At 71.1% G+C, this 23,673-nt stretch carries 23 protein-coding genes; 7 read left to right on the forward strand and 16 right to left on the reverse strand.

Annotated features, from left to right (window positions below; all coding sequences use genetic code 11):
* The first annotated feature begins 41 nt into the window (after nt 1–41).
* On the forward strand, nt 42–743 hold the full coding sequence (locus KV381_RS05015; RefSeq protein ID WP_030633266.1) for a DUF2470 domain-containing protein: 702 nt from the start codon (nt 42–44) through the stop codon (nt 741–743).
* Between the two features lie 19 nt (nt 744–762).
* On the opposite strand, the gene KV381_RS05020 is transcribed toward KV381_RS05015, so the two are convergent.
* Complete coding sequence (locus KV381_RS05020) at nt 763–2,130, reverse strand: replication-associated recombination protein A (protein ID WP_030085951.1); 1,368 nt, start codon at nt 2,128–2,130, stop codon at nt 763–765.
* A 64-nt stretch (nt 2,131–2,194) separates the two neighbouring features.
* Nucleotides 2,195–2,833, reverse strand: a complete 639-nt coding sequence (locus KV381_RS05025) for a vitamin K epoxide reductase family protein (RefSeq protein WP_030085949.1) — start codon at nt 2,831–2,833, stop codon at nt 2,195–2,197.
* 136 nt (nt 2,834–2,969) lie between these two features.
* Between KV381_RS05025 and KV381_RS05030 the strand changes: the two genes are divergently transcribed.
* Genes KV381_RS05030 through KV381_RS05045 form a run of 4 tightly spaced genes read left to right on the forward strand, consistent with a single transcriptional unit; the run spans nt 2,970 to nt 6,509 of the window.
* Nucleotides 2,970–3,827, forward strand: a complete 858-nt coding sequence (locus KV381_RS05030) for an ABC transporter ATP-binding protein (RefSeq protein WP_107058025.1) — start codon at nt 2,970–2,972, stop codon at nt 3,825–3,827.
* Nucleotides 3,824–4,645 (forward strand): ABC transporter permease, encoded by an 822-nt coding sequence (locus KV381_RS05035; protein ID WP_030633270.1) that lies wholly within the window; start codon nt 3,824–3,826, stop codon nt 4,643–4,645. Before KV381_RS05030 ends, KV381_RS05035 begins: the two co-directional genes overlap by 4 nt.
* A complete protein-coding gene (locus KV381_RS05040) occupies nt 4,603–5,889 on the forward strand; it encodes a sensor histidine kinase (protein WP_193464055.1) in 1,287 nt (428 codons plus the stop codon). The genes KV381_RS05035 and KV381_RS05040 overlap by 43 nt, the downstream gene beginning before the upstream one ends.
* Nucleotides 5,889–6,509, forward strand: a complete 621-nt coding sequence (locus KV381_RS05045) for a response regulator transcription factor (protein WP_030633275.1) — start codon at nt 5,889–5,891, stop codon at nt 6,507–6,509. Before KV381_RS05040 ends, KV381_RS05045 begins: the two co-directional genes overlap by 1 nt.
* Before the next feature lie 66 nt (nt 6,510–6,575).
* Here the strand turns inward: KV381_RS05045 and hisS are convergent, their stop codons facing one another.
* Together hisS and KV381_RS05055 are read right to left on the reverse strand one after the other, a co-directional pair.
* The gene (gene hisS, locus KV381_RS05050; protein WP_086777285.1) at nt 6,576–7,838 is read right to left on the reverse strand and encodes a histidine--tRNA ligase; all 1,263 of its coding nucleotides are present in this window, start codon (nt 7,836–7,838) and stop codon (nt 6,576–6,578) included.
* 17 nt (nt 7,839–7,855) lie between these two features.
* Nucleotides 7,856–8,545, reverse strand: a complete 690-nt coding sequence (locus tag KV381_RS05055; protein ID WP_030085941.1) for an MBL fold metallo-hydrolase — start codon at nt 8,543–8,545, stop codon at nt 7,856–7,858.
* Nucleotides 8,546–8,694: 149 nt separating this feature from the next.
* Here KV381_RS05055 and KV381_RS05060 point away from each other — a divergent pair, with 149 nt between their 5' ends.
* Both KV381_RS05060 and KV381_RS05065 read left to right on the forward strand, forming a co-directional pair.
* Complete coding sequence (locus KV381_RS05060) at nt 8,695–9,486, forward strand: peptidylprolyl isomerase (protein WP_030085939.1); 792 nt, start codon at nt 8,695–8,697, stop codon at nt 9,484–9,486.
* Between the two features lie 226 nt (nt 9,487–9,712).
* Nucleotides 9,713–10,942, forward strand: a complete 1,230-nt coding sequence (locus KV381_RS05065) for a DUF349 domain-containing protein (protein WP_218784736.1) — start codon at nt 9,713–9,715, stop codon at nt 10,940–10,942.
* A gap of 65 nt (nt 10,943–11,007) precedes the next feature.
* Here KV381_RS05065 and KV381_RS05070 read toward each other — a convergent pair whose 3' ends face one another.
* From KV381_RS05070 to KV381_RS05125, 12 genes are all read right to left on the reverse strand, one after another.
* The gene (locus KV381_RS05070; RefSeq protein WP_030085935.1) at nt 11,008–13,662 is read right to left on the reverse strand and encodes a bifunctional (p)ppGpp synthetase/guanosine-3',5'-bis(diphosphate) 3'-pyrophosphohydrolase; all 2,655 of its coding nucleotides are present in this window, start codon (nt 13,660–13,662) and stop codon (nt 11,008–11,010) included.
* Between the two features lie 168 nt (nt 13,663–13,830).
* Entirely contained in the window at nt 13,831–14,382 is a 552-nt protein-coding gene (locus KV381_RS05075; RefSeq protein WP_218784738.1) for an adenine phosphoribosyltransferase, read from the reverse strand.
* A gap of 3 nt (nt 14,383–14,385) precedes the next feature.
* Complete coding sequence (secF, locus tag KV381_RS05080; RefSeq protein WP_030085930.1) at nt 14,386–15,471, reverse strand: protein translocase subunit SecF; 1,086 nt, start codon at nt 15,469–15,471, stop codon at nt 14,386–14,388.
* A gap of 1 nt (nt 15,472) precedes the next feature.
* Complete coding sequence (gene secD / locus KV381_RS05085; RefSeq protein ID WP_030633283.1) at nt 15,473–17,263, reverse strand: protein translocase subunit SecD; 1,791 nt, start codon at nt 17,261–17,263, stop codon at nt 15,473–15,475.
* Nucleotides 17,264–17,413: 150 nt separating this feature from the next.
* Nucleotides 17,414–17,920 (reverse strand): preprotein translocase subunit YajC, encoded by a 507-nt coding sequence (gene yajC / locus KV381_RS05090; protein ID WP_030085926.1) that lies wholly within the window; start codon nt 17,918–17,920, stop codon nt 17,414–17,416.
* A 166-nt stretch (nt 17,921–18,086) separates the two neighbouring features.
* Nucleotides 18,087–19,172 (reverse strand): Holliday junction branch migration DNA helicase RuvB, encoded by a 1,086-nt coding sequence (gene ruvB / locus KV381_RS05095; RefSeq protein ID WP_030633286.1) that lies wholly within the window; start codon nt 19,170–19,172, stop codon nt 18,087–18,089.
* Nucleotides 19,173–19,201: 29 nt separating this feature from the next.
* Nucleotides 19,202–19,828, reverse strand: coding sequence for a Holliday junction branch migration protein RuvA (gene ruvA, locus KV381_RS05100; RefSeq protein WP_030633289.1), 627 nt, complete (start codon nt 19,826–19,828; stop codon nt 19,202–19,204).
* Nucleotides 19,825–20,421 (reverse strand): crossover junction endodeoxyribonuclease RuvC, encoded by a 597-nt coding sequence (ruvC, locus tag KV381_RS05105; RefSeq protein WP_030633292.1) that lies wholly within the window; start codon nt 20,419–20,421, stop codon nt 19,825–19,827. The genes ruvA and ruvC overlap by 4 nt, the downstream gene beginning before the upstream one ends.
* A gap of 155 nt (nt 20,422–20,576) precedes the next feature.
* Nucleotides 20,577–21,329 carry a YebC/PmpR family DNA-binding transcriptional regulator gene (locus KV381_RS05110; protein ID WP_030085918.1) on the reverse strand — a complete coding sequence of 251 codons (753 nt, stop codon included), beginning with the start codon at nt 21,327–21,329 and terminating at the stop codon, nt 20,577–20,579.
* Nucleotides 21,330–21,390: 61 nt separating this feature from the next.
* Nucleotides 21,391–21,984, reverse strand: a complete 594-nt coding sequence (gene pdxT / locus KV381_RS05115; protein WP_030085917.1) for a pyridoxal 5'-phosphate synthase glutaminase subunit PdxT — start codon at nt 21,982–21,984, stop codon at nt 21,391–21,393.
* Between the two features lie 6 nt (nt 21,985–21,990).
* Nucleotides 21,991–22,911, reverse strand: a complete 921-nt coding sequence (gene pdxS, locus KV381_RS05120; RefSeq protein ID WP_003970325.1) for a pyridoxal 5'-phosphate synthase lyase subunit PdxS — start codon at nt 22,909–22,911, stop codon at nt 21,991–21,993.
* 158 nt (nt 22,912–23,069) lie between these two features.
* Entirely contained in the window at nt 23,070–23,618 is a 549-nt protein-coding gene (locus tag KV381_RS05125) for a hypothetical protein (protein ID WP_030085915.1), read from the reverse strand.
* Nucleotides 23,619–23,673: the final 55 nt, after the last annotated feature.

Here is a 23,673-nt window from a genome sequence, read left to right on the forward strand (position 1 = left end):
ATCGTGGTCAGCCGCGTCCCAGCGGGCTAGAAAACACTCGGATGCCGTCAGCAGCCGAACGCACACGAACTCTCGTACAGAGTACCTGCTCCGCGCTGCTCGTCGTACCGGGGCTCGATCTGGCCCGTGCGGAGCCGCTGGTCCCGGACAGCAGGAGTGTGGGACCCGAGGGCGATCTGTTCCTCGAATTCCCCGCGGATTCCCCGGCGGTCCGGGCCGCGACCCACGCGCAGGGCGACGAGCTGACCGCCGTGCTGGAGATCACGGACGTCGCTCCGGTCTCCGTACCGCACCGGATCCGTGGCCGCGCGTGGGTCTCCGGCTGGCTCACCTCCGTGCCCGGCCTCGCCGAGCCCGGCCGGATGATGCTGCGCCTGGAGTTCGGCGAGGCGTACGTGGACGACCTCTGGGGCGCCGAGGACATCGAGGCGGAGGACTTCCGCGACGCGGCCCCCGACCCGCTGGCCTTCCACGAGGCGGAACTGCTGCAGCATCTGCACTCCGCCCACGACGAGCAGATGCGCACCCTGTGCGGACTGCTGGGCGAGCGCACCGCCCGCGCCTGCTCCGCCCACCGGCCCAGGGCCGTGCCGGTGGCGCTGGACCGCTTCGGGCTGCGGGTCCGCTTCGTCGAGGGCCAGGGGTCCTGCTTCGACGCCCGCTTCGAGTTCCCGGAGCCGGTGCGCGATGTCACCGAGCTGCGCCGCGCCATGCACGCCCTCTTCGAGGCGGCCGCCTCCTGACCGGGCGGCTCGAGCACCTCTACGTCTGCTCGCCGCTCTCGCCGGAGCGGCCCAGGCGTTCGCGGACCCGCTCGACGACGTCCGCGTACCGCGCCTCGGCGCCGTAACGGGTGGGGGTGTAGTACCGCCGGTCGCGGACCGCGTCCGGGGCGTACTGCTGGGCGGCGATGCCGCCCTGCACGTCGTGCGGATAGACATAGCCCTGGGCATGGCCGAGCTTGGCCGCGCCCTTGTAGTGACCGTCGCGCAGATGGGCCGGGACGGGGCCCGCGAGCCCCTTGCGGACGTCCTCCTGCGCCGCGGAGATCGCCAGCGTCGCCGCGTTGGACTTGGGCGCGAGCGCCAGCGCGATGGTGGCGTGGCTGAGGGTCAGCGCCGCCTCCGGAAAACCGATCATGGCCACCGCCTGGGCGGCGGCCACGGCGGTCGGCAGCGCGGTGGGATCGGCCAGGCCGATGTCCTCGCTGGCCGAGATCATCAGCCGCCGGGCGATGAACCGCGGGTCCTCCCCCGCCTCGATCATCCGGGCCAGGTAGTGCAGAGCGGCGTCCACGTCGGAGCCGCGGATCGACTTGATGAGCGCGCTGGCCACGTCGTAGTGCTGGTCGCCGTCACGGTCGTACTTCACGGCGGCCCGGTCGACGGTCGCCTCCACCGTCTCCAGGGTGATCTCCGCCTCCCCCGTGGCGATGGCCGCGCCCGCCGCGGCCTCCAGCGCCGTCAGGGCCCGGCGCGCGTCACCGCCCGCGATCCGCAGCAGATGCGCCTCGGCGTCCTCGGGCAGGGTGACCGCACCGCCGAGACCCCGCTCGCCGGTCAGCGCCCGGCGCAGCAGCGAGCGCAGGTCGTCGTCGGTCAGCGGCTCCAGGGTGAGCAGCAGGGAGCGCGAGAGCAGCGGGGAGATGATGGAGAAGTACGGATTCTCCGTGGTGGCGGCGATGAGCGTCACCCAGCGGTTCTCCACGGCGGGGAGCAGGGAGTCCTGCTGGGCCTTGGAGAAGCGGTGGATCTCGTCCAGGAAGAGGACGGTCTCCTTGCCGAAGCCGCCGGTGGCGCGGCGCGCGCTCTCGATGACGGCCCGGACCTCCTTGACGCCCGCGGTGATCGCGGAGAGCTCCACGAAGCGCTTGTTGGTGGCCTTGCTGACCACGTACGCCAGGGTCGTCTTGCCGGTGCCGGGCGGGCCCCAGAGGATCACCGACGACGCGCCGGCCGGACCGCCGCTCCCCTCGACGAGCCGGCGCAGCGGCGAGCCCGGCTTCAGCAGATGCTGCTGGCCGACGACCTCGTCGAGGGTGCGGGGCCGCATCCGGACAGCGAGGGGGCTGCTGGACGGGTCCTTCTCCTGGCGGTCTTCGGCGGCTGCGGTAAAGAGGTCGGGCTCCACGTCATGAAGCCTATGCGACCCCACTGACAGCGCCGCCGGGGCCGGGGTACCCCATGGGTCCTGCTCAGCTGGTCCAGAAGTCCCACCAGCGGGTCAGGATCAGCATGCCGATGATCCCGATCCACAGCACCGGAAGCACCCAGGGGAACTCGGTGAGCCCGCTGCGCAGCCAGGCCGGGGCCGGGAGGATGCGGTGCTTGACGTTGTGCGTGGTCACGTAGCTGAACATGACGATGGTGGCGACCCAGGCCAGGCAGCACCACAGGCAGAGCGAGTTGATGTTGTAGAGCGACTGGTACTGGAGCCAGGTGCAGAAGCCGACGCCGAACAGCGTCCCGGCGTTCAGCCCGAGCCAGAACCAGCCGCGGTAGCGGGCGCCGGCGAGCAGGCCCATGCCGATCGCGATGACCATGCCGTACGTGACCAGGCCCAGCATCGGGTTGGGGAACCCGAAGGCCGAGGCCTGCTCGCTCTTCATGATGTTGCCGCAGGCGACGACGGGGTTGAGGCTGCAGCCGGGGGTGAAGGAGGGGTCCTCCAGCAGCTTGAACTTGTCGATCGTGATGACCCAGGAGGCCAGCAGTCCGGCCGCGCCGGTGATCACCAGGAGCAGGGCGAGACCGCGTCCGGCCCCGAAGGTGCGCTTGCCGCCGCCCTCGTCCTGGTCGGAGGAGAGGTCGTGGTCTACCGCAGCAGTCGTCATATCGCCGTTCCGTCACCGAGTGGTCAGCCGGGCAAGGTCATTGTGCCGCACCCCTGTACGGGTCAACCGTTCGATGGACATAAAGGTGTACGTCCGGTGGGCAGCGGAACGCCGCTCCCACGGGATGCTCGGACCCATGACGGAACTCGTGGTGAACGTGCGCGGACTGCGCAAGCGATACGGCGGCGTGACCGCGCTGGACGGCCTGGACCTGGGCATCCGGCGCGGCGAGGTGTGCGGACTCCTCGGTCCGAACGGTGCCGGGAAGAGCACCTGCGTGGGCGTGCTCCAGGGGCAGCGGGACCGGGACGGCGGCCGTGTGGAGGTCCTCGGCGTCGACCCCGCGACGGCCGACCGCCGTCAACGGTCCCGGGTCGGGATCGTCTGGCAGGATGAATCCGCGCCCGCCGAGTTGACGGTACGGGAGACGGTCCGGCACTTCGCCCGCTACTACCCGCACCCGCGCGACCCCGACGAGACCATCGCCCTGGTCGGTCTGGAGGCGAAAGCGGGATCCCGGACCAAGGCCCTCTCCGGCGGTCAGCGCCGCCGTCTCGATGTGGCGCTCGGGGTGATCGGCTCCCCCGAACTCCTCCTGCTCGACGAGCCGACCACCGGTTTCGATCCGGCGGCCCGGCGGCAGTTCTGGGAGCTGATCCGGCTGCTCGCGGACGGCGGCACCACCATCCTCCTGACCACGCACTACCTGGAGGAGGCCGAGGCGCTCGCCGACCGGCTCGTGGTCGTCGCCGCGGGCGCCGCGGTCGCCGAGGGAACTCCTGAGGAGCTGCGGGCCCGGTACGGCACCCGCGCCACGGTCCGGTGGACGGAGCCCGACGGATCGCCGCGCTCCGAGGAGACCGGGACGCCGACGCGTACGGTCACCGCGCTCGCCGACCGCTTCGGCGGCGAGGTCCCGGGGCTGCTGGTCACCCGGCCCACGCTCGAAGACGTCTATCTGCGGCTCACCGGGCAGTCGGAGGCCGTCCGATGACCGCGCGGGACACCACCGGCCTGCCCGGTGCGTGGCGCCTGGGTCTACTGCGCGGCGGGCTGGAACTGAAGCAGTTCTTCCGCCTGCGCGACCAGGTCGTCTTCTCGCTCGCGTTCCCCGTCGTCCTCCTGATGCTGCTCGCCTCGATCTTCGGCGGTGACCTGGCGGACGGCGAGGTCCCCGTCTCACAGATCTATGTGGCCGCGATGCTCGGGGCGGGCATCATGGCGACCAGTTTCCAGTCGCTCGGCATCTCCATCGCGATCGAGCGCGACGAGCGGCTGCTGCGCCGGCTGATCTCCACACCGATGCCGCCCGCCGCGTACTTCCTGGGAAAGGTGTGGCTGGTCCTGGTCACCGGGGCCCTGGAGGCGGCCGTCCTGCTGACGGTCGGGGTGGGACTGTACGATCTTGAGCTGCCCGGGGACGTGTCCACCTGGCTGACGTTCGGCTGGATCTTCCTGCTCGGGACGGCGGCCTGCGCGCTGCTCGGCATCGCGATCAGCAGTCTGCCCGGGTCGGGCCGGAGCGCGGGCTCGGTGGTCATCCTGCCGTTCCTGGTGCTCCAGTTCATCTCCGGCGTCTACATCCCGGCGAGCCAACTCCCGGACTGGATGCTGAACATCGGCGCCCTGTTCCCGCTGAAGTGGATGTGCCAGGGCTTTCGCGGGGTCTTTCTGCCCGAGTCGGCCGCCGTGCTGGAGCAGGCGGGCGGCTGGGAGTTCGGACGGATCGCCCTGGTGCTGGGCGCGTGGTGCATCGGAGGATTGCTGCTGTGTCTGCTGACGTTCCGCTGGAAGAGCCGGCGCGACGGCTGACCGGAGCGGGCGGGGCTCGTGACTCCGACGTCTGGGTCCGGTCGCTGCCTCCCTGGGACGGGTATTTCGCCGTCGTCTGGGCGGTCACCCTCGCCGTGGTGCTGGGGGCCGCCGAGCCGTCGTGGCCGGTCCGGGCGGCGGCGGCCGCGATCGTGGCGCTCAATCTGCCGTGGTACGTCCTGGTCGGCCGGCCGGCCATGCTGGACGACAGCGGGTCCGAGGGGCCGGCCCGCCGCTATGTGGTGGGAGCGCTGCTGCTCTTCCTGCCCACCGCGATGCTGGTCGGCGAGACGCAGCTGGTCACGTTCGCGCTGGCCCCGCAGTGCTTCATGCTGCTGCGGCTGCGGGACGCGCTGTGGGTGCTGGGCGGTATGGGCGCGGTGCCGTTCGTCGGCTGGACGCTGCTGTGGCATCCGACGGCGGGCGAGGCCGCGTTCCGGCTGCTGCTGGCGGTGGCGACCTTCGCGTTCAGCGCGTTCCTGGGCCGGTGGACGATGCGGATCATCGCCCAGAGCCGCGAGCGGGCCGCGCTGATCGCCGAACTGGAGGCGGGCCGTGAGGAGATCGCCCGGCTGTCCACGGCGCACGGGGCGCTGGCGGAGCGGGAGCGGATGTCGCGGGAGATCCACGACACGCTGGCCCAGGGCTTCACGAGCCTGCTGATGCTCTCCCAGGCCGTCGAGTCCGAGCTGGAGCACGATCTGCCGCAGGCCCGGCTCCACGTGGCGCTGATGACCCGCACCGCGCGGGAGAACCTCGCCGAGGCACGGGCGCTGGTGGCCGGCGGTTCACCGGCCGACCTGGCGGGCAACTCGCTGGCGGACGCCCTGAACCGGCTGACCGACCGGCACACCGCGCAGACCGGCGCCCCGGCCGCGCTGACGGTGACCGGCGGCGTCCGCCCGCTGCCGACCGCGTACGAGGTCGTCGTCCTGCGCGCCTGTCAGGAGGCCCTCGCCAACACCCGTAAACACGCGGGCCCGTCCGCACCGGTGGCCGTCGTGCTGACGTACGCCTCCGACGCCCTGACCCTGTCCGTACGGGACGAGGGATGCGGCTTCGACCCCCGGGCGCCACGCGAGGGCTACGGCCTCGACGGTGTACGGGCCAGGGCCGAGGAGGCGGGCGGCGGCGCGGCGATCCGCAGTGCGCCGGGCGCCGGGACCTCGGTGACCGTGACCCTGCCGCTGCCTCCGGCCGTCCCGTCCGTGGGCGCCACCAGCACACCTGGAAGGAATCTGTGATGATCCGAGTCCTGCTGGCCGACGACCACCCCGTCGTACGGGAGGGGCTGCGCGGGATGCTGGACGCCGAGCCGGACCTGGAGGTCGTGGCCGAGGCGTCCAGCGGTCCGCGCGCCGAGGCGCTCTGCGCCGAACTGTTGCCGGACATCGTGCTGATGGACCTGCGGATGCCGGGTGGCGGGGGCGTCGAGTCGATCCGCCGGATCCGTGCGGCCGGGCTGCCGTGCCGGGTCGTCGTGCTGACCACGTACGAGAGCGACGGCGACATCCTGCGCGCGGTGGAGGCCGGCGCGTCCGGTTATCTGCTCAAGGACCTGGGCCGGGCGGAGCTGGCGGACGCGATCCGGGCCGCGGCCCGGGGCGAGACCGTGCTCGCGCCGACGGTGGCGACCCGGCTGGTGGACCAGTTGCGCGAAGCGCCGGAGGTGCCCCGGCTCTCGGAGCGCGAGACGCAGGTGCTGCGGCTGGTGGCGGAGGGGTGCACCAACGCGGAGATCGGGCGGCGGCTGTTCATCGGCGAGTCGACGGTGAAGACCCATCTGCTGCGGGTCTTCGGCAAGCTGGGCGTCGGCGACCGGACCGCCGCGGTGACGGGGGCGATGCGCCACGGGCTGCTGTGAGCGGACGGAAAAGGCGCGGGCGGCGGGACCTGGAGTCCTGCCGCCCGCGCCCCGTTCACGGCTCGGTCAGCCGAGGCGCTTCGCCAGTTCGGCCGCGACCTCGGTCAGCGGCACCGCGCTCTGCTCGCCGGACTCCATGTCCTTGAGCTGGACGACGCCCTCGGCGAGATCGCGCTCGCCCGCGACCAGGGCGTAGCGCGCGCCCGAGCGGTTGGCGCTCTTCATCGCGCCCTTCAGCCCGCGGCCGCCGAACGCGAAGTCCGCGGCGATGCCCGCCCGGCGCAACCCGGTGACCACGCCGAACAGCACCCGGCGGGCCTCCTCGCCGAGCGGGACCGCGTACACGCTGGTGGCGTAGGGCAGGTCGAGTTCGATGCCCTCGGCCTCCAGCGCGAGGACCGTGCGGTCCACGCCGAGCGCCCAGCCGACGGACGGCAGCTCGGGGCCGCCGATCATCTCGGAGAGGCCGTCGTAGCGGCCGCCGCCGCCCACCGCGGACTGCGAGCCGAGACCGTCGTGGACGAACTCGAAGGTCGTACGGGTGTAGTAGTCGAGGCCGCGCACCAGCTTCTCGTCGTCCTCGTACACGACTCCGGCGGCCGTCAGCAGCGCGCGGACCTCCTCGTGGTACGCCTTGCACGCGTCGCAGAGGTAGTCGCGGAGCTTCGGGGCGTCGGTGAGCTGCTTCTGTACGTCGGCCCGCTTGTCGTCCAGGACGCGCAGCGGGTTGATCTCGATGCGGCGGCGGGTCTCCTCGTCGAGGTCGAGGTCGCGCAGGAAGGTCTGGAGCGCCTCGCGGTAGACCGGGCGGCACTCCTTGTCGCCCAGCGAGTTCAGCAGGATGCGGAACTGCCGCAGGCCCAGCGAGCGGTACGCCTGGTCGGCGAGGATGATCAGCTCGGCGTCCAGGACCGGGTCCTCGGTGCCGATGGCCTCGGCGCCGACCTGCGAGAAGTGGCGGTAGCGGCCCGCCTGCGGGCGCTCGTAGCGGTAGTACGAGCCGGAGTACCAGAGCTTGACGGGGAGGTTGCCCGCCTTGTGGAGGTTGGCCTCCAGGGCCGCGCGGAGCACGGAGGCGGTGCCCTCGGGGCGCAGCGCCAGCTGGTCGCCGCCCTTGGTGGTGAGGGTGTACATCTCCTTGGTGACGATGTCGGTGGACTCACCGACACCGCGCGCGAACAGCTCGACGTTCTCGAAGCCGGGCGTCTCGATGTAGCCGTAGCCCGAGTCCCGCAGCGGGGCCGCGATGGCCTCGCGCACCGCCAGGAACGTCGCGGAACGGGGCGGGGTCAGGTCGTACGTGCCCTTGGGGGCCTGAAAGGTGCTCACGTGATTACGTCTCTCGTCTACAGTCCTCGGCGCGGCGCCGCGTCCAGCCCGTTCATGAAGGGGTTGGAGGCGCGCTCGCGGCCGATGGTCGTCTGGGGGCCGTGGCCGGACAGCACCACGGTCGAGTCGTCGAGCGGCAGGCACACACGGGCCAGCGACTCGAGCAGCTCGGCGTGGTCGCCGCCGGGCAGGTCGGTGCGTCCGACGGAGCCGGCGAAGAGCAGGTCGCCCGAGAAGAGGACCGGCGGAACGTCCGCGGCCTCGGGCATCCCGAACGTCACCGACCCCTTGGTATGGCCGGGCGCGTGCGAGACACCGAACTCCAGACCGGCCAGGGTCAGCTTCGAGCCGTCGGTCAGCTCCTTGACGTCGTCCGGTTCTCCCACGGTCAGCTCGCCCATGAGCGGCATCCCGATCGAGCGGCCCAGCGCCTTCTCCGGGTCGCTCATCATGTAGCGGTCCTCGGGGTGGATCCAGGCGGGGACGTCGTGGGCGCCGCAGACGGGGACGACCGAGGCGACATGGTCGATATGGCCGTGGGTGAGCACGACGGCGACGGGCTTGAGCCGATGCTTCTTCAGCGCTTCCTCGACGCCCTGGGCGGCCTGGTGGCCCGGGTCGATGATCACGCACTCCTCACCGGCGGCGGGGGCGACCAGATAGCAGTTGGTCCCCCAGGCCCCGGCGGGGAACCCGGCAATGAGCACGATCGTCCTTAATGTTCGTCCGGAGGATGCGGCCGCAGCGGCGGATGCGGCAGATCAGAGCCTACCGGCGCTCCTCATGACACAGGTAACCCATATACGGTACGGGCAACTCAGGCCCTCATTTCACGACGTAACAAGGAGCCCAACCGGTGTCCAGCAGCGAACAGCGGCGGCGGCAGCTCGCCCGGGAGAAGTTCGAGCGCCAGCAGAAGCGCCGGGAGGAGGCCCGCCGCAGGACCAGGCGCATCACCGCGATCGTCGCGGCCTCGGTGGCCGTGGTCGCCGTCGTGGGCGTGAGCGCGTTCGTCGTGTCGGGCAAGGACGACGACAAGGACAAGAAGACCGATGCCGCGGCGAGCCAGAGCCCGGCTCCGGAGCCTTCGGAGAGCGAGAGCAAGGCTCCCACGCCTCCGATGAAGATCGACAAGAAGGCGACGTACACGATGTCGCTCAAGACGAGCCAGGGCGACATCGCGTTCTCGATGGACGCGGCGAAGACCCCGGAGACGACGAACTCCTTCAAGGCGCTCGCCGACAAGGGCTACTTCGACGCCACCAAGTGCCACCGGCTGACCACTCAGGGCATCTTCGTGCTCCAGTGCGGCGACCCGAAGGGCGACGGCACCGGCGGCCCGGGCTACAACATCCCGGACGAGAACCTGGACGCACTCGGCAAGGCGGGCGCCGACGGCACGGTGTCCTTCCCCCCGGGCACGGTGGCGATGGCCAATACCGGCCAGCCCGGCACCGGCGGCAGCCAGTTCTTCCTGGTCTACAAGGAGACGAAGCTCCCGCCCACCTACACCCCGTTCGGCACGATGGACGACGCCTCGCTGAAGGCCGTCCAGAAGGTCGGCGAAGCCGGTGTCGAGGGCGGTGCGGGCGACGGCGCCCCGAAGAAGGCCGTGACGATCGAGAAGGCTTCGGTCGAGAAGGACTGATCCGGCGGGACGGAAGCGGCAGGACGGCGACCGGCCGGACGGCCACCGGCGGGGCAGGCGACCGCCCCGGGCCGGAGCGGAGAATTTCGGCCGTGCTGAGTGCGGACAGCCGGGTGGCCGGTCGCCTAGATTGGCGTTGTGCAGGGCGGGCGAGGCCCGCCCCAGGAAACTGTGGACGATGCCCGGGGGGCGAACCCCCTCGCAGGTATCAGGTGGAGGAGGCGCTGTGAGCAGCGACCCGTGGGGCCGCGTCGATGAGACGGGCACCGTGTACGTGCGTACAGCCGACGGCGAGCAGGTCGTCGGATCGTGGCAGGCCGGTTCCCCCGAGGAGGCTCTGGCCTATTTCGAGCGCAAGTACGACGGCATTGTGGTCGAGATCGGCCTCCTCGAACGGCGGGTGAAGACCACCGACCTGTCGGCCAAGGACGCGACGACGGCGATCGACCATCTGCGGCAGCAGGTCGACGAGCACCACGCGGTGGGCGACCTCGACGCGCTGCGCAAGCGGCTGGACGCGCTCGTCTCGACGGTCGAGGCGCGCCGCGAGGAGCGCAAGGTCCTCAAGGCCAAGCAGACCGACGAGGCCAAGCAGGCCAAGGAGGCGCTGGTCGCCGAGGCCGAGGAGCTGGCGCGGAGCGAGCAGTGGCGGTCGGCCGGTGAGCGGCTGCGGGCGCTGGTGGACACCTGGAAGGGTCTCCCCCGCCTCGACCGCAAGTCGGACGACGAGCTGTGGCACCGCTTCTCGCACGCCCGCTCGGCGTTCTCCAAGCGGCGCAAGGCGCACTTCGCCGCGCTGGACGCCCAGCGCGAGGACGCCCGCAAGGCCAAGGAGAAGCTGGTCACCGAGGCCGAGGCGCTGTCCGGCTCCACGGACTGGGCGGGCACGGCGGCGCGCTACCGCGACCTGATGACCGAGTGGAAGGCGGCGGGCCGCGCCCAGCGCGAGTCCGAGGACGACCTGTGGAACCGCTTCCGCGGCGCCCAGGACGTCTTCTTCGCCGCCCGCGGCGAGGTCTTCGCGGAGCGGGACGCCGAGCAGGGCGAGAACCTCAAGCTCAAGGAGGAGCTCGCCGCCGAGGCCGAGAAGCTGGTGCCGGTGAAGGACCTCAAGGCGGCCCGGGCCGCGTTCCGGTCCATCAACGAGCGCTGGGAGGCCGTCGGGCACGTACCGCGTGACGCCCGCCCGAAGGTCGAGGGCCGGATGCAGGCGGTGGAGCGGGCGCTCCAGGAGTCCGAGGAGTCCGAGTGGCGCCGGACGAACCCGGAGGCGCGGGCCCGCGCCGCGGGTCTGACCGGTCAGCTCCAGGCCGCCGTGGACAAGCTGCGCGGCCAGATCGACACGGCGCGTGCCCAGGGCAACAACGCCCGTGCGGACAAGCTGGCCAAGGAGCTGGAGGGCCGGCAGGCGCTGCTGGACCAGGCGCTCAAGGGCCTGGAGGAGTTCGGCGGCTGAGACCCGCCGCACGAAGGAGGGGCCCCGGTACGCGCTGCGTACCGGGGCCCCTTCCGTATGCGCTGCTAGGGCCTGCGGGCCGAGGTGACCCGGTAGACGTCGTAGACGCCCTCCACGCCGCGTACGGCCTTCAGGACGTGGCCCAGGTGCTTGGGGTCGCCCATCTCGAAGGTGAAGCGCGAGGTGGCCACCCGGTCGCGGGAGGTCTGGACGGCCGCCGAGAGGATGTTGACGTGCTGGTCGGAGAGGATCCGGGTGACGTCGGAGAGCAGCCGGGAGCGGTCCAGCGCCTCGACCTGGATGGCGACCAGGAAGACCGAGGACTGGGTGGGGGCCCACTCGACCTCCAGGATCCGCTCGGGCTGCTGCGAGAGCGACTCCACGTTGACGCAGTCGGCGCGGTGCACGGAGACGCCGCTGCCCCGGGTGACGAAGCCGATGATCGGGTCGCCGGGAACGGGCGTACAACAGCGGGCCAGCTTGACCCAGACGTCCTCGACGCCCTTGACGACGACGCCGGGGTCCGCGTTGGCGCGGCGCTTGCTGCGGCCGCCGTGCGAGGGCGGGGTGGACTCGGCGATGTCCTCGTTGGCCTCGTCGTGGCCGCCGAGCGCCTGCACCAGCTTCTGTACGACGCCGGCGGCGGCGACATGGCCCTCGCCGATCGCCGCGTACAGCGAGGAGATGTCCGGGTAGCGCATCTCGTGGGCGAGGGTGACCAGCGAGTCGCCGGTGAGGATGCGCTGGATCGGCAGGTTCTGCTTGCGCATGGCGCGCGCGATGGCGTCCTTGCCCTGCTCGATGGCCTCGTCGCGGCGCTCCTTGGAGAACCAGGCACGGATCTTGTTGCGGGCGCGCGGCGACTTGACGAAGCCGAGCCAGTCCCGGGAGGGTCCGGCGCCGGCCGCCTTGGAGGTGAAGACCTCGACCAGGTCGCCGTTGTCGAGCGTCGATTCGAGCGGGACGAGCCGCCCGTTGACGCGTGCTCCTATGGTCCGGTGGCCGACCTCGGTGTGGACGGCGTACGCGAAGTCGACGGGGGTCGCGCCGGCGGGCAGCGCTATCACGTCGCCCTTCGGCGTGAAGACGAAGACCTCGTTGCGCGAGAGGTCGAAGCGCAGGGACTCCAGGAACTCGCCGGGGTCCTCGGTCTCCTTCTGCCAGTCCAGGAGCTGGCGCAGCCACGCCATGTCGTTGACGGTGTCCTGGCCGCGGCCGGTGTTCTTGGGAACGTCGGTGCGCACCTTGGAGGCGCCCGCGACGGCTTCCTGCTTGTACTTCCAGTGGGCGGCGATGCCGTACTCGGCGCGGCGGTGCATGTCGAACGTACGGATCTGGAGCTCGACGGGCTTGCCGCTGGGACCGATCACCGTGGTGTGCAGTGACTGGTACATGTTGAACTTGGGCATCGCGATGTAGTCCTTGAACCGTCCGGGCACCGGGTTCCACCGGGCGTGGACGGTGCCGAGCGCCGCGTAGCAGTCGCGGACGGTGTCGACGAGGACGCGGATGCCGACCAGGTCGTAGATCTCGGCGAAGTCGCGGCCTCGCACGATCATCTTCTGGTAGACGCTGTAGTAGTGCTTGGGGCGGCCGGTGACGGTGGCCTTGATGCGGGCGGCGCGCAGGTCGGACTGGACCTCGTCGGTCACTATGGCGAGGTATTCGTCGCGCTTGGGGGCCCGCTCGGCGACGAGGCGGACGATCTCGTCGTACATCTTGGGGTAGAGGATCGCGAAGGCGAGGTCCTCCAGCTCCCATTTGATGGTGTTCATGCCCAGCCGGTGCGCCAGCGGGGCGTAGATCTCCAGCGTCTCGCGGGCCTTCTTCTCCTGCTTCTCCCGCTTGAGATAGCGCATGGTGCGCATGTTGTGCAGGCGGTCGGCGAGCTTGATGACCAGGACCCGGGGGTCCTTGGCCATGGCGACGACCATCTTGCGTACGGTCTCGGCCTGCGCGGCCTCGCCGAACTTGACCTTGTCCAGCTTGGTGACGCCGTCGACGAGCAGGGCGACCTGGTCGCCGAAGTCGCGCTTGAGGGTGTCCAGGCCGTACTCGGTGTCCTCGACGGTGTCGTGCAGCAGCCCCGCCATCAGCGTCGCCGGGTCCATGCCGAGCTCGGCGAGGATCGTGGTGACGGCCAGCGGGTGGGTGATGTAAGGGTCGCCGCTCTTGCGCTTCTGGCCGCGGTGCCAGCGCTCGGCGACCTGGTACGCCTTCTCGATCTGGCGGAGCGTGGCCGTCTCGATCTTGGGGTCGTTGCCCCGGACGGTCCGCAGGAGGGGTTCCAGGACCGGGTTGTACGGGCTGGAGCGCTGTACGCCCAGTCGGGCGAGGCGGGCCCGCACCCGGTTGGAGGAGCCGCCGCTGCGGGAGGCGGACCCGGTGGAGGCCGCGGCCTTCGCGGGGGGTCCGGGCGGCGGGGGCTTGGGCGCGGCGGCGGCCGGTTTCCTGGCCGGCGGCTGCGCCGGGCTGCCGGTTCCGGCCGGCTCCGGGGCCTCGGGTGCCGCGGGCTTGGCCGGAGCGGCCGACTCCGCGGGCTTCGCGGGAGCGGTGGGCTCGGCGGGCTTCGCGGCGGCCGGGGGGCGCGCGGCGTCAGCGGCGGGCCCGGGGGGCGCGGGCTTCGGCGCGTTCGAGGGCGCGGCCTTCTGCGGCGTGGCGGGGGCCGCCACGGGCTTGTCGGGCTGCGGGGCGGCGGCTGACTGGGCCTCGTCTGGCAAGAGCGCTCCTCGTGCGGATCCGGGGTACCCGGGAGCCCATGGTATCGATCCCCCGGCGGGACCTCGCCCGGGGACGGTGGGAGCCTGCACAACGAGGGATGGGCACCCGGTGTTCCCGGATGCCCATCCCTCGTGCCCGATGTCCGTCGCCGGACGGTCGCCGGTGGCTCAGACCGTGATCAGGGCCTCCAGCGGCGCCCCGGCGAGACCGGGCGCCAGACGGGCCCGGCCTTCGAGGAAGCCGAGCTCCATGAGGACCGCGACGCCCGCGACCTGGGCGCCGGCCCGCCGGATGAGCTCCAGCGAGGCCTCGGCGGTGCCACCGGTGGCGAGGACGTCGTCGATGACCATGATCCGGTCCCCGGCGTCGAGGTCCTCGGCGTGGATCTCGATCTCCGCGCTGCCGTACTCCAGCTCGTAGGACTGGCTCAGCGTGGCCCCGGGGAGCTTCCCGGCCTTGCGGACCGGGATGAAGCCGATGCCCGCCCGGACCGCGACGGGCGCGGCCAGGATGAAGCCGCGGGCCTCCAGGCCGACGATCTTCGTGGCGCCGTGCCGTACGCACAGCTCCGCGAGGACGTCGGTGAGCGCCGTGAAGGCCACCGGGTCCGCGAGCAGCGGGGTGATGTCCTTGAACATCACGCCCGGCTTCGGGTAGTCCGCGACATCGCGGATCCGGCTGAGCAGCAGCTCCCTGGTGGATTCGGTGGTGCTCGTCATCGCTCAGCGCTTCCCGGGGGTGCGGTGCGACCGGGGGCGGCCGATCGCCGTGCCCGCCGTCTCGGCGCTGTCGGGCGCGTCCTGGAAGCCGTCGTCCTCGGGGGACTCGCCCTTGGCGGCCGCGGCGGCCCGCTTGGCCAGGACGCGCTTCTTCAGCGCCTTCATCTGCGGGTCGCGTTCCTTGAGGTCGGCGACGAGCGGCGTGGCGATGAAGATCGAGGAGTAGGCGCCGGCCGCGAGACCGACGAACAGCGACAGCGAGATGTCGTTCAGCATGCCCGCGCCGAGGACACCGCCGCCGATGAACAGCAGACCGGCCACCGGCAGGAGCGCCACCACGGTGGTGTTGATGGAACGGACCAGGGTGCTGTTGATCGACCGGTTGGCGATCTCGCTGTACGTGAAGCGGGTCTGCTTGGTGATGTCCTTCTGGCCCTCCTTGAGGGAGTCGAAGACCACCACCGTGTCGTACAGGGAGTAACCGAGAATGGTCAGCAGACCGATCACCGTGCCCGGGGTGACCTCGAAGCCGACCAGGGCGTAGACGCCGACCGTGATGGTGATGTCGTGGATCAGCGCGATGAGGGCGGCGACGGCCATCCGCCACTCGAAGGCGATGGCCAGATAGATCACCACCAGGATCATGAAGACCCCGAGGCCGGTCCACGCCTTGTTGGCGATCTGCTCACCCCAGCTGGGGCCGACCAGGTCCGCGTTGATGTCGTTGGCCGGGATGCCGAGCTCGTCGGAGAGGGTCTCCTTGATCTCGTTGGCCTTGGCGGTGTCGACCTCGGTGATCTGGATGCGCAGACCGCCGTTGCCGAGCTCCTGGACGATGGCCTGGTGCCCGGAGGCCTCGGTCGCCACGTCCGTGGCCTGCGAGGTCGAGATCTGGGCCTTGGTGTCGGTCGTGAAGACCGCGCCGCCCTTGAACTCGATGCCCATGCGGAGGCCGCCGACCGCCACGCCGATGATGGCCGTGATGGTGATCAGGATCGAGATGCCGTACCAGATCTTGCGGTTGCGGATGAAGTCGTAACCGACCTCACCGCGGTAGAGCCGGGCGCCGAGATTGCCGAGTCGCGACATCTCACGCCTCCTTCGGTTCGGTGGGGGCGTTGACACGGCGCGAGCGGCGCAACGGCGGCTGGGCGCCGAGCCGCTTCGGGTCCAGCCCGGACCACGGACCGCCACTGGAGAAGAACTTCGTCCGGCCCATGAGCGTCATCAGGGGCTTGGTGAAGAGGAACACCACGACGACGTCGAGCAGCGTGGTGAGGCCGAGCGTGAAGGCGAAGCCCTGCACCTTGCCGACGGTCACGATGAAGAGCACCGCGGCGGCCAGGAACGACACGAAGTCGGAGACCAGGATGGTGCGCCGGGCGCGCGGCCAGGCGCGCTCGATGGCCGGTCGCAGCGTGCGCCCTTCGCGGATCTCGTCTCTGACGCGTTCGAAGTAGACGATGAAGGAGTCCGCCGTGATGCCGATGGCGACGATGGCGCCGCAGACCGCTGGGAGGTTCAGCGCGAAGCCGATGGCCGGGCCCAGCAAAGCCATGATCGTGTACGTCAGGATGCCGGAGACCAGCAGGCTGAGCAGGGCGATGAACGCGAGGCCCCGGTAGTAGACGACCAGGTAGATGATGACCAGCGCCAGACCGATCGCACCGGCGATCAGGCCCGCCTGGAGCTGCTCGCTGCCGAGCGCCGCGGTCACCGTGGTGACGCTGACCTCCTTGAAGGTCAGCGGCAGCGCGCCGTAGGACAGGATGTTGCCGAGGTCCTCGGCCGACTGCTGGGTGAAGCTGCCGGAGATCTGGGCGTTCTTGCTGAGCGCCGTGCGCACCGAGGGGGCGGAGACGACCTCGCCGTCGAGGACGATGGCGAACTGGTTCATCGGCGGCTGCTGCTGCGAGAGCCGGCTGGTGATCGTCTGGAACTTCTTCGCGCCCTTGGAGGTGAACTCCATCGACACGATCCACTCGCCGGTCTGCTGCTCGATGGCGCCCTTGGCGTCGTCGACGTCGCTGCCGGAGACCTCGGCCGGGCCGAGGATGTACTTCTCGTAGCTGCCCGGGACGTTCGAACCGCAGGCGACGATCGTGTCGGTGGGCTTGGCGTTCTTGCCCGCGTCGGTCCGCTGCTTGGGGTCGGTGCAGTCGAGCTTGGCGAACTCCTCCTGAAGCTTGGCCGTCGCCGGGTCCGCGGAGGGCGAGGCCTCGGGGGAATCGGACGGCTTCGGCTTGTCGGAGGCGCCGGGGGTCGGGTCGTCCTTCTTCAGGGCGCCGGTGACCGCGCGGCCCTGGGTGGTGGCGCTCGCCGAGGGCGTGGCCTCCGTGCCGGTGGCCTCCTCGCCCTCGGGCTTGTCCTCGCCCTTGGCCTTGTCCTCACCCTCGGCGGACTCGCCGGGCTTCGGGGTGGCGCTGCCCGAGGGCGTCGCCGAACCGGAGGGCGTGGGCGCCTCCGGGCCGCTCGCCTGCACCGTCAGAACAGGCCGGAAGTAGAGCTGGGCGGTGGTGCCGACCTGCTCCTGGGCCTGCTTGGAGTTCGTCCCCTTGGGGATGTTGACGATGATGTTCTTCGAGCCCTGGGTCTGTACCTCTGCCTCGGAGACGCCCAGACCATTGACACGCCGCTCGATGATCCCGACAGCGGTGTCCATGTTGGTCTGGTTGATCGCGTTCGGCTTGCCGGGCTGGTTCTGCGCTTCCAGCGTGATCGACGTCCCGCCGGCCAGGTCGATGCCCAGCCGGGGCGTGGTGTGCCCGGACAGGAACAACCCGCCGGTGAGCGCGACCATGGCGATGAGGATCAGAGCCAGGGCACGCCCCGGCCTGCCATGACCGCCGGACGGCCCTCGGCCCTTCTTGGGTGCTGCCACCTTCTCGTTTCTCCCTGTCCAACCGCCCCGCGCCGGGTACGCGCCCGAGCGGCCACGAAGTGTAGTGGGGACCCTGCCCCCCGCAGACGACCGCACGGTCCCGGGGACGCCGCGCGCCGGTGGGCGCGCGACGTCCCCGGGATCGTGAAACTACTTGGAGTCGGCCTCGCCGTCGGTCTTGCTCTCGCCCTTGGCGTCCTTGACGTCCTTGGCGGCGGCGTCCTTGGCGGGCGCGTCCTCGGTCTCGGCGTCGTCGGCCGCGTCGTCCTTGCCCAGGTCGATCTTGGCGACCTCGGCGGCGTCGGCGTCGGGCTCACCGGTCAGCGAGGAGGCGTCGTCGGGAACGACCGTGCCCTCCGCGTCCAGCTCCGGGTCGTCGCCGTGCACGATGCGGTTGTACTCCGCGTCGTCCAGGACGGCGCCGATGGCGTTCTTCGCGTAGATGGCGTGCACGCCGGGGGCGACCTCGAGGAGAACGGTGTCGTCGTGGACTTCCTTGACGGTCGCGTACATGCCCCCGATCGTCCGGACGCCGGTACCGGGCTGCATGTCATTGCGCATCTGCGCGGCGGCCGCCTGCTTCTTCTTGGCGGAGCGGGTCATCAGGAACATGGCCCCGATGAGCACGATGAAGGGGAGGAGAGTCAAGAGATCCACGGGACGGGAATTCCTTCGCACGACCGCGCTGGAATGCGGCCTGTATATACGGGGGTGGGTACACCGACCGGTAAGGGCGGCGTCGGCGGAGTCTAAGCGAGTCCGCATCGATGGAACAACGCCCAGCATGACACCGTGGTTCCTGTACACGCGAACCTGTGACGCATCACGCCCCGAACAGACCCTGTTGTCCCTTTGCTCCGTGCTGCGGCGGGACCAGGCCCAGATGCGCCCAGGCAGCGGGGGTCGCGACCCGGCCGCGCGGCGTCCTGGCCAGCAGTCCTTCCCGTACGAGGAAGGGCTCGGCGACCTCCTCGACGGTCTCCCGCTCCTCCCCCACGGCGACCGCCAGGGTGGACAGGCCGACCGGGCCGCCGCCGAAGAGCTTCAGCAGCGCGCCGAGGACGGCACGGTCCAGCCGATCGAGTCCGCGGGCGTCAACCTCGTACACCTTGAGGGCGGCCGCGGCGATCTCACGGTCGATCGCTCCCTCCGCCTTGACCTGGGCGTAGTCGCGGACCCGGCGCAGCAGGCGGTTGGCGATACGGGGGGTGCCGCGGGAGCGTCCGGCGATCTCGGCGGCGCCCTCCACGTCGATCTCGACGTCGAGGAGGCGGGCGGAGCGGTGGATGACGCGCTCCAGCTCGGCGGGGGCGTAGAACTCCATGTGCCCGGTGAAGCCGAAGCGGTCGCGCAGCGGGGGCGGCAGCAGTCCGGCCCGGGTGGTGGCCCCGACCAGGGTGAAGGGGGGCAGCTCCAGCGGGATCGCGGTGGCGCCGGGGCCCTTGCCGACGATGACGTCGACGCGGAAGTCCTCCATCGCCATGTAGAGCATCTCCTCGGCGGGCCGGGACATGCGGTGGATCTCGTCGAGGAAGAGGACCTCGCCCTCCTGGAGGGAGGAGAGGATCGCCGCGAGGTCGCCGGCGTGCTGGATGGCGGGGCCCGAGGTGATGCGGATCGGGGCGTTCATCTCGGCGGCGATGATCATCGAGAGGGTGGTCTTGCCGAGGCCGGGGGCGCCGGAGAGCAGCACGTGGTCGGCGGTGGCGCCGCGGGCGCGGGCGGCCTTGAGGACCAGATCGAGCTGTTCGCGGACCTTCTCCTGGCCGACGAACTCCTCCAGGTCCTTGGGGCGCAGGGCCGCCTCGACCGCGGTGTCCTCACCGTCCGCGTCGGCGTCGACCAGCCGGTCGTCGAGGACCGGGCCGGTGGGCTCGTCGGTCTCGGGTCCGGTCTCGTCCCAGTTCATCAAGGGCCTCTTCGGTGGTTCGGTGCCGGTCAGCGGGCGCGGTTGAGAGTCTGCAGGGCGGCCCGCAGCAGCTGCGGCACGGGGGGTGCGGCGCCTTCGGCGACGGCGGCCTCGGCCTGCGGGGCGACGGCGTTGACGGCTTCGTCGGCCTCGCGGCTCGCGTAGCCGAGGCCGATCAGGGCGGCCTGGAGCTGGTCGCGCCAGCCGGAGGTGACGGGGGTGCCGATGCCCTGCTGGCCGATGTGCGCGCCGACCGGTTCGCCGAGCCGGTCCTTGAGCTCCAGGAGCAGCTTCTGGGCGCCCTTCTTGCCGATGCCGGAGACGGCGGTGAGCGCCTTCTCGTCGCCGGTGGAGACCGCGAGCCGCAGGGCGTCGGGGCTGTGGGTGGCGAGCATCGCCTGGGCGAGGCGGGGGCCGACGCCGCTGGCGGTCTGGAGCAGCTCGAACACCTGCCGCTCGTCGTCGTCGGCGAAGCCGTAGAGCGTGAGCGAGTCCTCGCGGACGACCAGCGAGGTGGCGAGCCGGGCCTCCTTGCCGACCCGCAGATCGGCGAGGGTGTGCGGGGTGCACTGGACGGCCATGCCGATGCCGCCGACCTCGATGACGGCCGTGGTCGGGGCGAGTGCGGCCACCGGGCCGGAGACGAAGGCGATCATGCGGTGCGGCCTTTCAGCGTGCGGGAGGTGCCGGTCGGGCGCGGGGCGCCGGGCGTACGGGAGGCGCCGGGTGCGGCCTGGGTGCGGTGCGCGGCGACCGCCTGCTGGAGGCGGTTCTGCGCGGGCGCCCGCCAGATGTGGCAGATGGCGAGCGCGAGGGCGTCGGCGGCGTCGGCGGGCTTGGGCGGTGCGTCCAGCCGCAGCAGCCGGGTCACCATCGCGCCGACCTGGGCCTTGTCGGCGCGGCCGGATCCGGTGACGGCCGCCTTGACCTCGCTGGGGGTGTGCAGGGCGACCGGGATGCCGCGGCGGGCGGCGCAGAGCATGGCGATGGCGCTGGCCTGGGCGGTGCCCATCACCGTACGGACGTTGTGCTGGGCGAAGACGCGCTCGACGGCCACACGGTCCGGGGAGTGTTCGTCGAGCCACTGCTCGATGCCGCGCTCGACGGCGACGAGCCGGTCGCCGAGCTCCGCGTCGGCCGGGGTGCGCACGACGCCGACGCCGAGCATGGTCAGCGGGCGGCCCGCGACCCCTTCGACCACGCCGACACCGCACCGGGTCAGCCCCGGGTCGACACCCAGAACCCGCATGGAGCTCCCCCTGTCCGCGACGCTCGCCGCGCCCGCTCGATCATCTGTTCCCGCAGGCTATCGGCTCGCACTGACAAACCGTCGTAACCACAGGACGACGGGCCGACGGGGAGTGCCCCGTCGGCCCGTCGTGTGAAGCCGTGCCGGCCGTGCCGTCAGGCGTCGACCTTCTCCATGACCTCGTCGGACACGTCGAAGTTGGCGAAGACGTTCTGCACGTCGTCGCTGTCCTCCAGCGCGTCGATGAGCTTGAAGATCTTGCGGGCGCCCTCTTCGTCCAGCTCGACCTGCATGGTCGGCAGGAAGTTGGCCTCGGCGGAGTCGTAGTCGATGCCCGCCTCCTGGAGCGCGGTGCGCACCGCGACCATGTCGGTGGCCTCGCTGACCACCTCGAAGGTCTCGCCGAGGTCGTTGACCTCCTCGGCGCCCGCGTCGAGGACCGCGCCGAGGACGTCGTCCTCGGTCAGCTCGCCCTTGGGCACGATCACGACGCCCTTGCGGTTGAACAGGTACGAGACGGAACCCGGGTCGGCCATCGAGCCGCCGTTCCGGGTCATCGCGACACGTACGTCGGAAGCGGCGCGGTTGCGGTTGTCGGTGAGGCACTCGATGAGCACCGCGACACCGTTGGGGCCGTAACCCTCGTACATGATCGTCTCGTAGTCGGCGCCGCCCGCTTCGAGACCGCCGCCGCGCTTGACGGCGGACTCGATGTTCTTGTTCGGGACGGAGCTCTTCTTCGCCTTCTGGATGGCGTCGACGAGCGTGGGGTTGCCGTCGGGGTCGACGCCGCCGGAGCGGGCCGCGACCTCGATGTTCTTGATCAGCTTCGCGAAGAGCTTGCCGCGCTTGGCGTCAATCACGGCCTTCTTGTGCTTCGTCGTAGCCCATTTAGAGTGGCCGGACATCTGCCTTCTCCTTCGCGTCACCAAAATCGAGTCGAACCCGAGAGATCCTACCGGGGTCCGCTCAGTTCACTGCGCGCACCATGTCCACGAACAGAGCATGTACGCGATGATCGCCGGTCAGTTCGGGATGGAACGAGGTGGCGAGGGCGTTTTTCTGCCGGACGGCCACGATGTGCCCGCCGTGTTCGGCGATGACCTCGGCCTCGGCCCCCACCGACTCGACCCAGGGCGCCCGGATGAAGACGCCGTCCACCGGACCGCCGCCGACGCCGTCGACCTCGACCGCGGCCTCGAACGACTCGTTCTGCCGGCCGAAGGCGTTGCGCCGCACGATCATGTCGATGCCGCCGACGGTCTCCTGGCCCGAGCGGGGGTCGAGGATCTTCTCGGCCAGCAGGATCATTCCGGCGCAGGTGCCGTAGACCGGCATCCCGGCCCGGACCCGCTCGCGCAGCGGCTCCATCATGCCGAAGAGCACGGCCAGCTTGGACATGGTGGTGGACTCGCCGCCCGGGATGACCAGGCCGTCCACCTCGGCGAGTTCCTCGGGGCGCCGGACCGGCCTGGCCACGGCGTCAGCCGAGGCCAGGGCGATCAGATGCTCCCGTACGTCACCCTGGAGAGCCAGGACGCCGATCAGGGGGGTGTCGCTCATCAGTGGTTACCAGCCGCGGTTGGCGTAGCGCTCGGACTCGGGCAGCGTGTCGCAGTTGATGCCGACCATGGCCTCGCCCAGGTTGCGGGAGGCGTCCGCGATGACCTTCGGGTCGTCGTAGAAGGTGGTGGCCTTCACGATGGCGGCGGCGCGCTTGGCCGGGTCGCCGGACTTGAAGATGCCGGAGCCGACGAAGACGCCCTCGGCGCCGAGCTGGCGCATCAGCGCGGCGTCGGCCGGGGTGGCGACGCCACCGGCGGAGAACAGCACGACGGGCAGCTTGCCGAGCTCGGCGACCTCCTTGACCAGCTCGTACGGGGCACGGAGGTCCTTGGCGGCGGCGTACAGCTCGTTGTTGTCGAAGCCGCGCAGCCGGGCGATCTCGTTCTTGATCTGGCGCAGGTGGCGGACGGCCTCGACGACGTTGCCGGTGCCGGCCTCGCCCTTCGAGCGGATCATGGCCGCGCCCTCGGCGATCCGGCGCAGGGCCTCGCCCAGGTTGGTGGCGCCGCAGACGAAGGGGGTGGTGAAGGCGAACTTGTCGCTGTGGTTGACCTCGTCGGCCGGGGTGAGGACCTCGGACTCGTCGATGTAGTCGACGCCGAGGGACTGGAGCACCTGGGCCTCGACGAAGTGGCCGATGCGGGACTTGGCCATGACGGGGATGGAGACGGCCCCGATGATCTCCTCGATCATGTTGGGGTCGGACATCCGGGCCACGCCGCCGTCCTTGCGGATGTCGGCGGGGACCCGCTCCAGGGCCATGACGGCCACGGCGCCCGCGTCCTCGGCGATCTTCGCCTGCTCGGCGTCGACGACGTCCATGATCACGCCGCCCTTGAGCTGCTCGGCCATGCCGCGCTTGACGCGGGCGGTGCCGGTGGCGGGGGACTCGGCGGACTGCGGGGTGCTGGGAAGCGTGGACACGGGACCTCACTCGGTGAAAGACGCTGGATGCTGCATCGCCGAGCAAACGCCGCGGGACCGGTCCACAGCAAGGGCCAATGAACAGGCCGTGGATCGTTTTGGCCCCGGATCCACCGCCGGGCCCGCCTTCGGACCCGCCCCGGGCCCGCCCCCCGGACTCAGGTGCCCGGGCGGTCCGCGAGGGCCACCGGCGGGGCGTCGTCCATCTCGAAGGCCAGCGGGAAGGGTGCGTGCCCGGCGAGCCGGAAGAGCCGGACGGTACGGTGCCGGCGCAGCGCGCGGGCGGCGCGCACGGCGTCGTTGTGGAAGCGCCGGGCCATGGGTACGCGGCGTACGGCGGCGGCCAGTTCGGTGGCGGCCTCCTCGCCGCCGGGGATCTCCTTCACCGCGTCGACCTGGGCCGGTTCGCCGAAGACGGCGCGCAGGGCGGTGCTCAGCTCGCTCTCGGCGACCTCGCGGTGGTCCTCCTCGGACTGCCGGGCGGCGTGCGCGGCCTCGTACAGGACGATCGAGGCGGCCGGGTCCAGGACGCCGGAGGTGGCCAGCTCCTGGGTGACCGAGGCGCGGCGCAGCAGTTGGGCGTCGAGGGCGGCGCGGGCGGCGTCGATCCGGGAGTGCAGGCGGTCGAGCCGGCCGGCGGTCCAGCTGAGGTACACGCCGATCGCGATGAGCGCGAGGACGATCCAGACGATGAGGGTTACGGTCACGGGCCCACACGCTACCGTCGCCGACCGCCCCCGGTTCACCAGGAGGCCCCGGGGC

Source organism: Streptomyces sp. WY228 (assembly GCF_019287315.1).
In the GTDB taxonomy this organism is placed as follows: domain Bacteria; phylum Actinomycetota; class Actinomycetes; order Streptomycetales; family Streptomycetaceae; genus Streptomyces; species Streptomyces caviscabies.

What these genes read in the sequence shown, in the direction of transcription:
- ruvA (WP_030633289.1), bottom strand. Translation starts at nt 19,828, where the DNA reads ATGATCGCCTTCGTCTCCGGCCCGGTGGCCGCACTCGCCCCGACCACG.
- ruvB (WP_030633286.1), bottom strand. Translation starts at nt 19,172, where the DNA reads ATGAACTGGGACGAGACCGGACCCGAGACCGACGAGCCCACCGGCCCG.
- KV381_RS05045 (WP_030633275.1), top strand. Translation starts at nt 5,889, where the DNA reads ATGATCCGAGTCCTGCTGGCCGACGACCACCCCGTCGTACGGGAGGGG.
- pdxT (WP_030085917.1), bottom strand. Translation starts at nt 21,984, where the DNA reads ATGAGCGACACCCCCCTGATCGGCGTCCTGGCTCTCCAGGGTGACGTA.
- KV381_RS05110 (WP_030085918.1), bottom strand. Translation starts at nt 21,329, where the DNA reads ATGTCCGGCCACTCTAAATGGGCTACGACGAAGCACAAGAAGGCCGTG.
- ruvC (WP_030633292.1), bottom strand. Translation starts at nt 20,421, where the DNA reads ATGCGGGTTCTGGGTGTCGACCCGGGGCTGACCCGGTGCGGTGTCGGC.
- KV381_RS05035 (WP_030633270.1), top strand. Translation starts at nt 3,824, where the DNA reads ATGACCGCGCGGGACACCACCGGCCTGCCCGGTGCGTGGCGCCTGGGT.
- KV381_RS05025 (WP_030085949.1), bottom strand. Translation starts at nt 2,833, where the DNA reads ATGACGACTGCTGCGGTAGACCACGACCTCTCCTCCGACCAGGACGAG.
- KV381_RS05030 (WP_107058025.1), top strand. Translation starts at nt 2,970, where the DNA reads ATGACGGAACTCGTGGTGAACGTGCGCGGACTGCGCAAGCGATACGGC.
- KV381_RS05015 (WP_030633266.1), top strand. Translation starts at nt 42, where the DNA reads ATGCCGTCAGCAGCCGAACGCACACGAACTCTCGTACAGAGTACCTGC.
- KV381_RS05075 (WP_218784738.1), bottom strand. Translation starts at nt 14,382, where the DNA reads ATGACGAGCACCACCGAATCCACCAGGGAGCTGCTGCTCAGCCGGATC.
- secF (WP_030085930.1), bottom strand. Translation starts at nt 15,471, where the DNA reads ATGTCGCGACTCGGCAATCTCGGCGCCCGGCTCTACCGCGGTGAGGTC.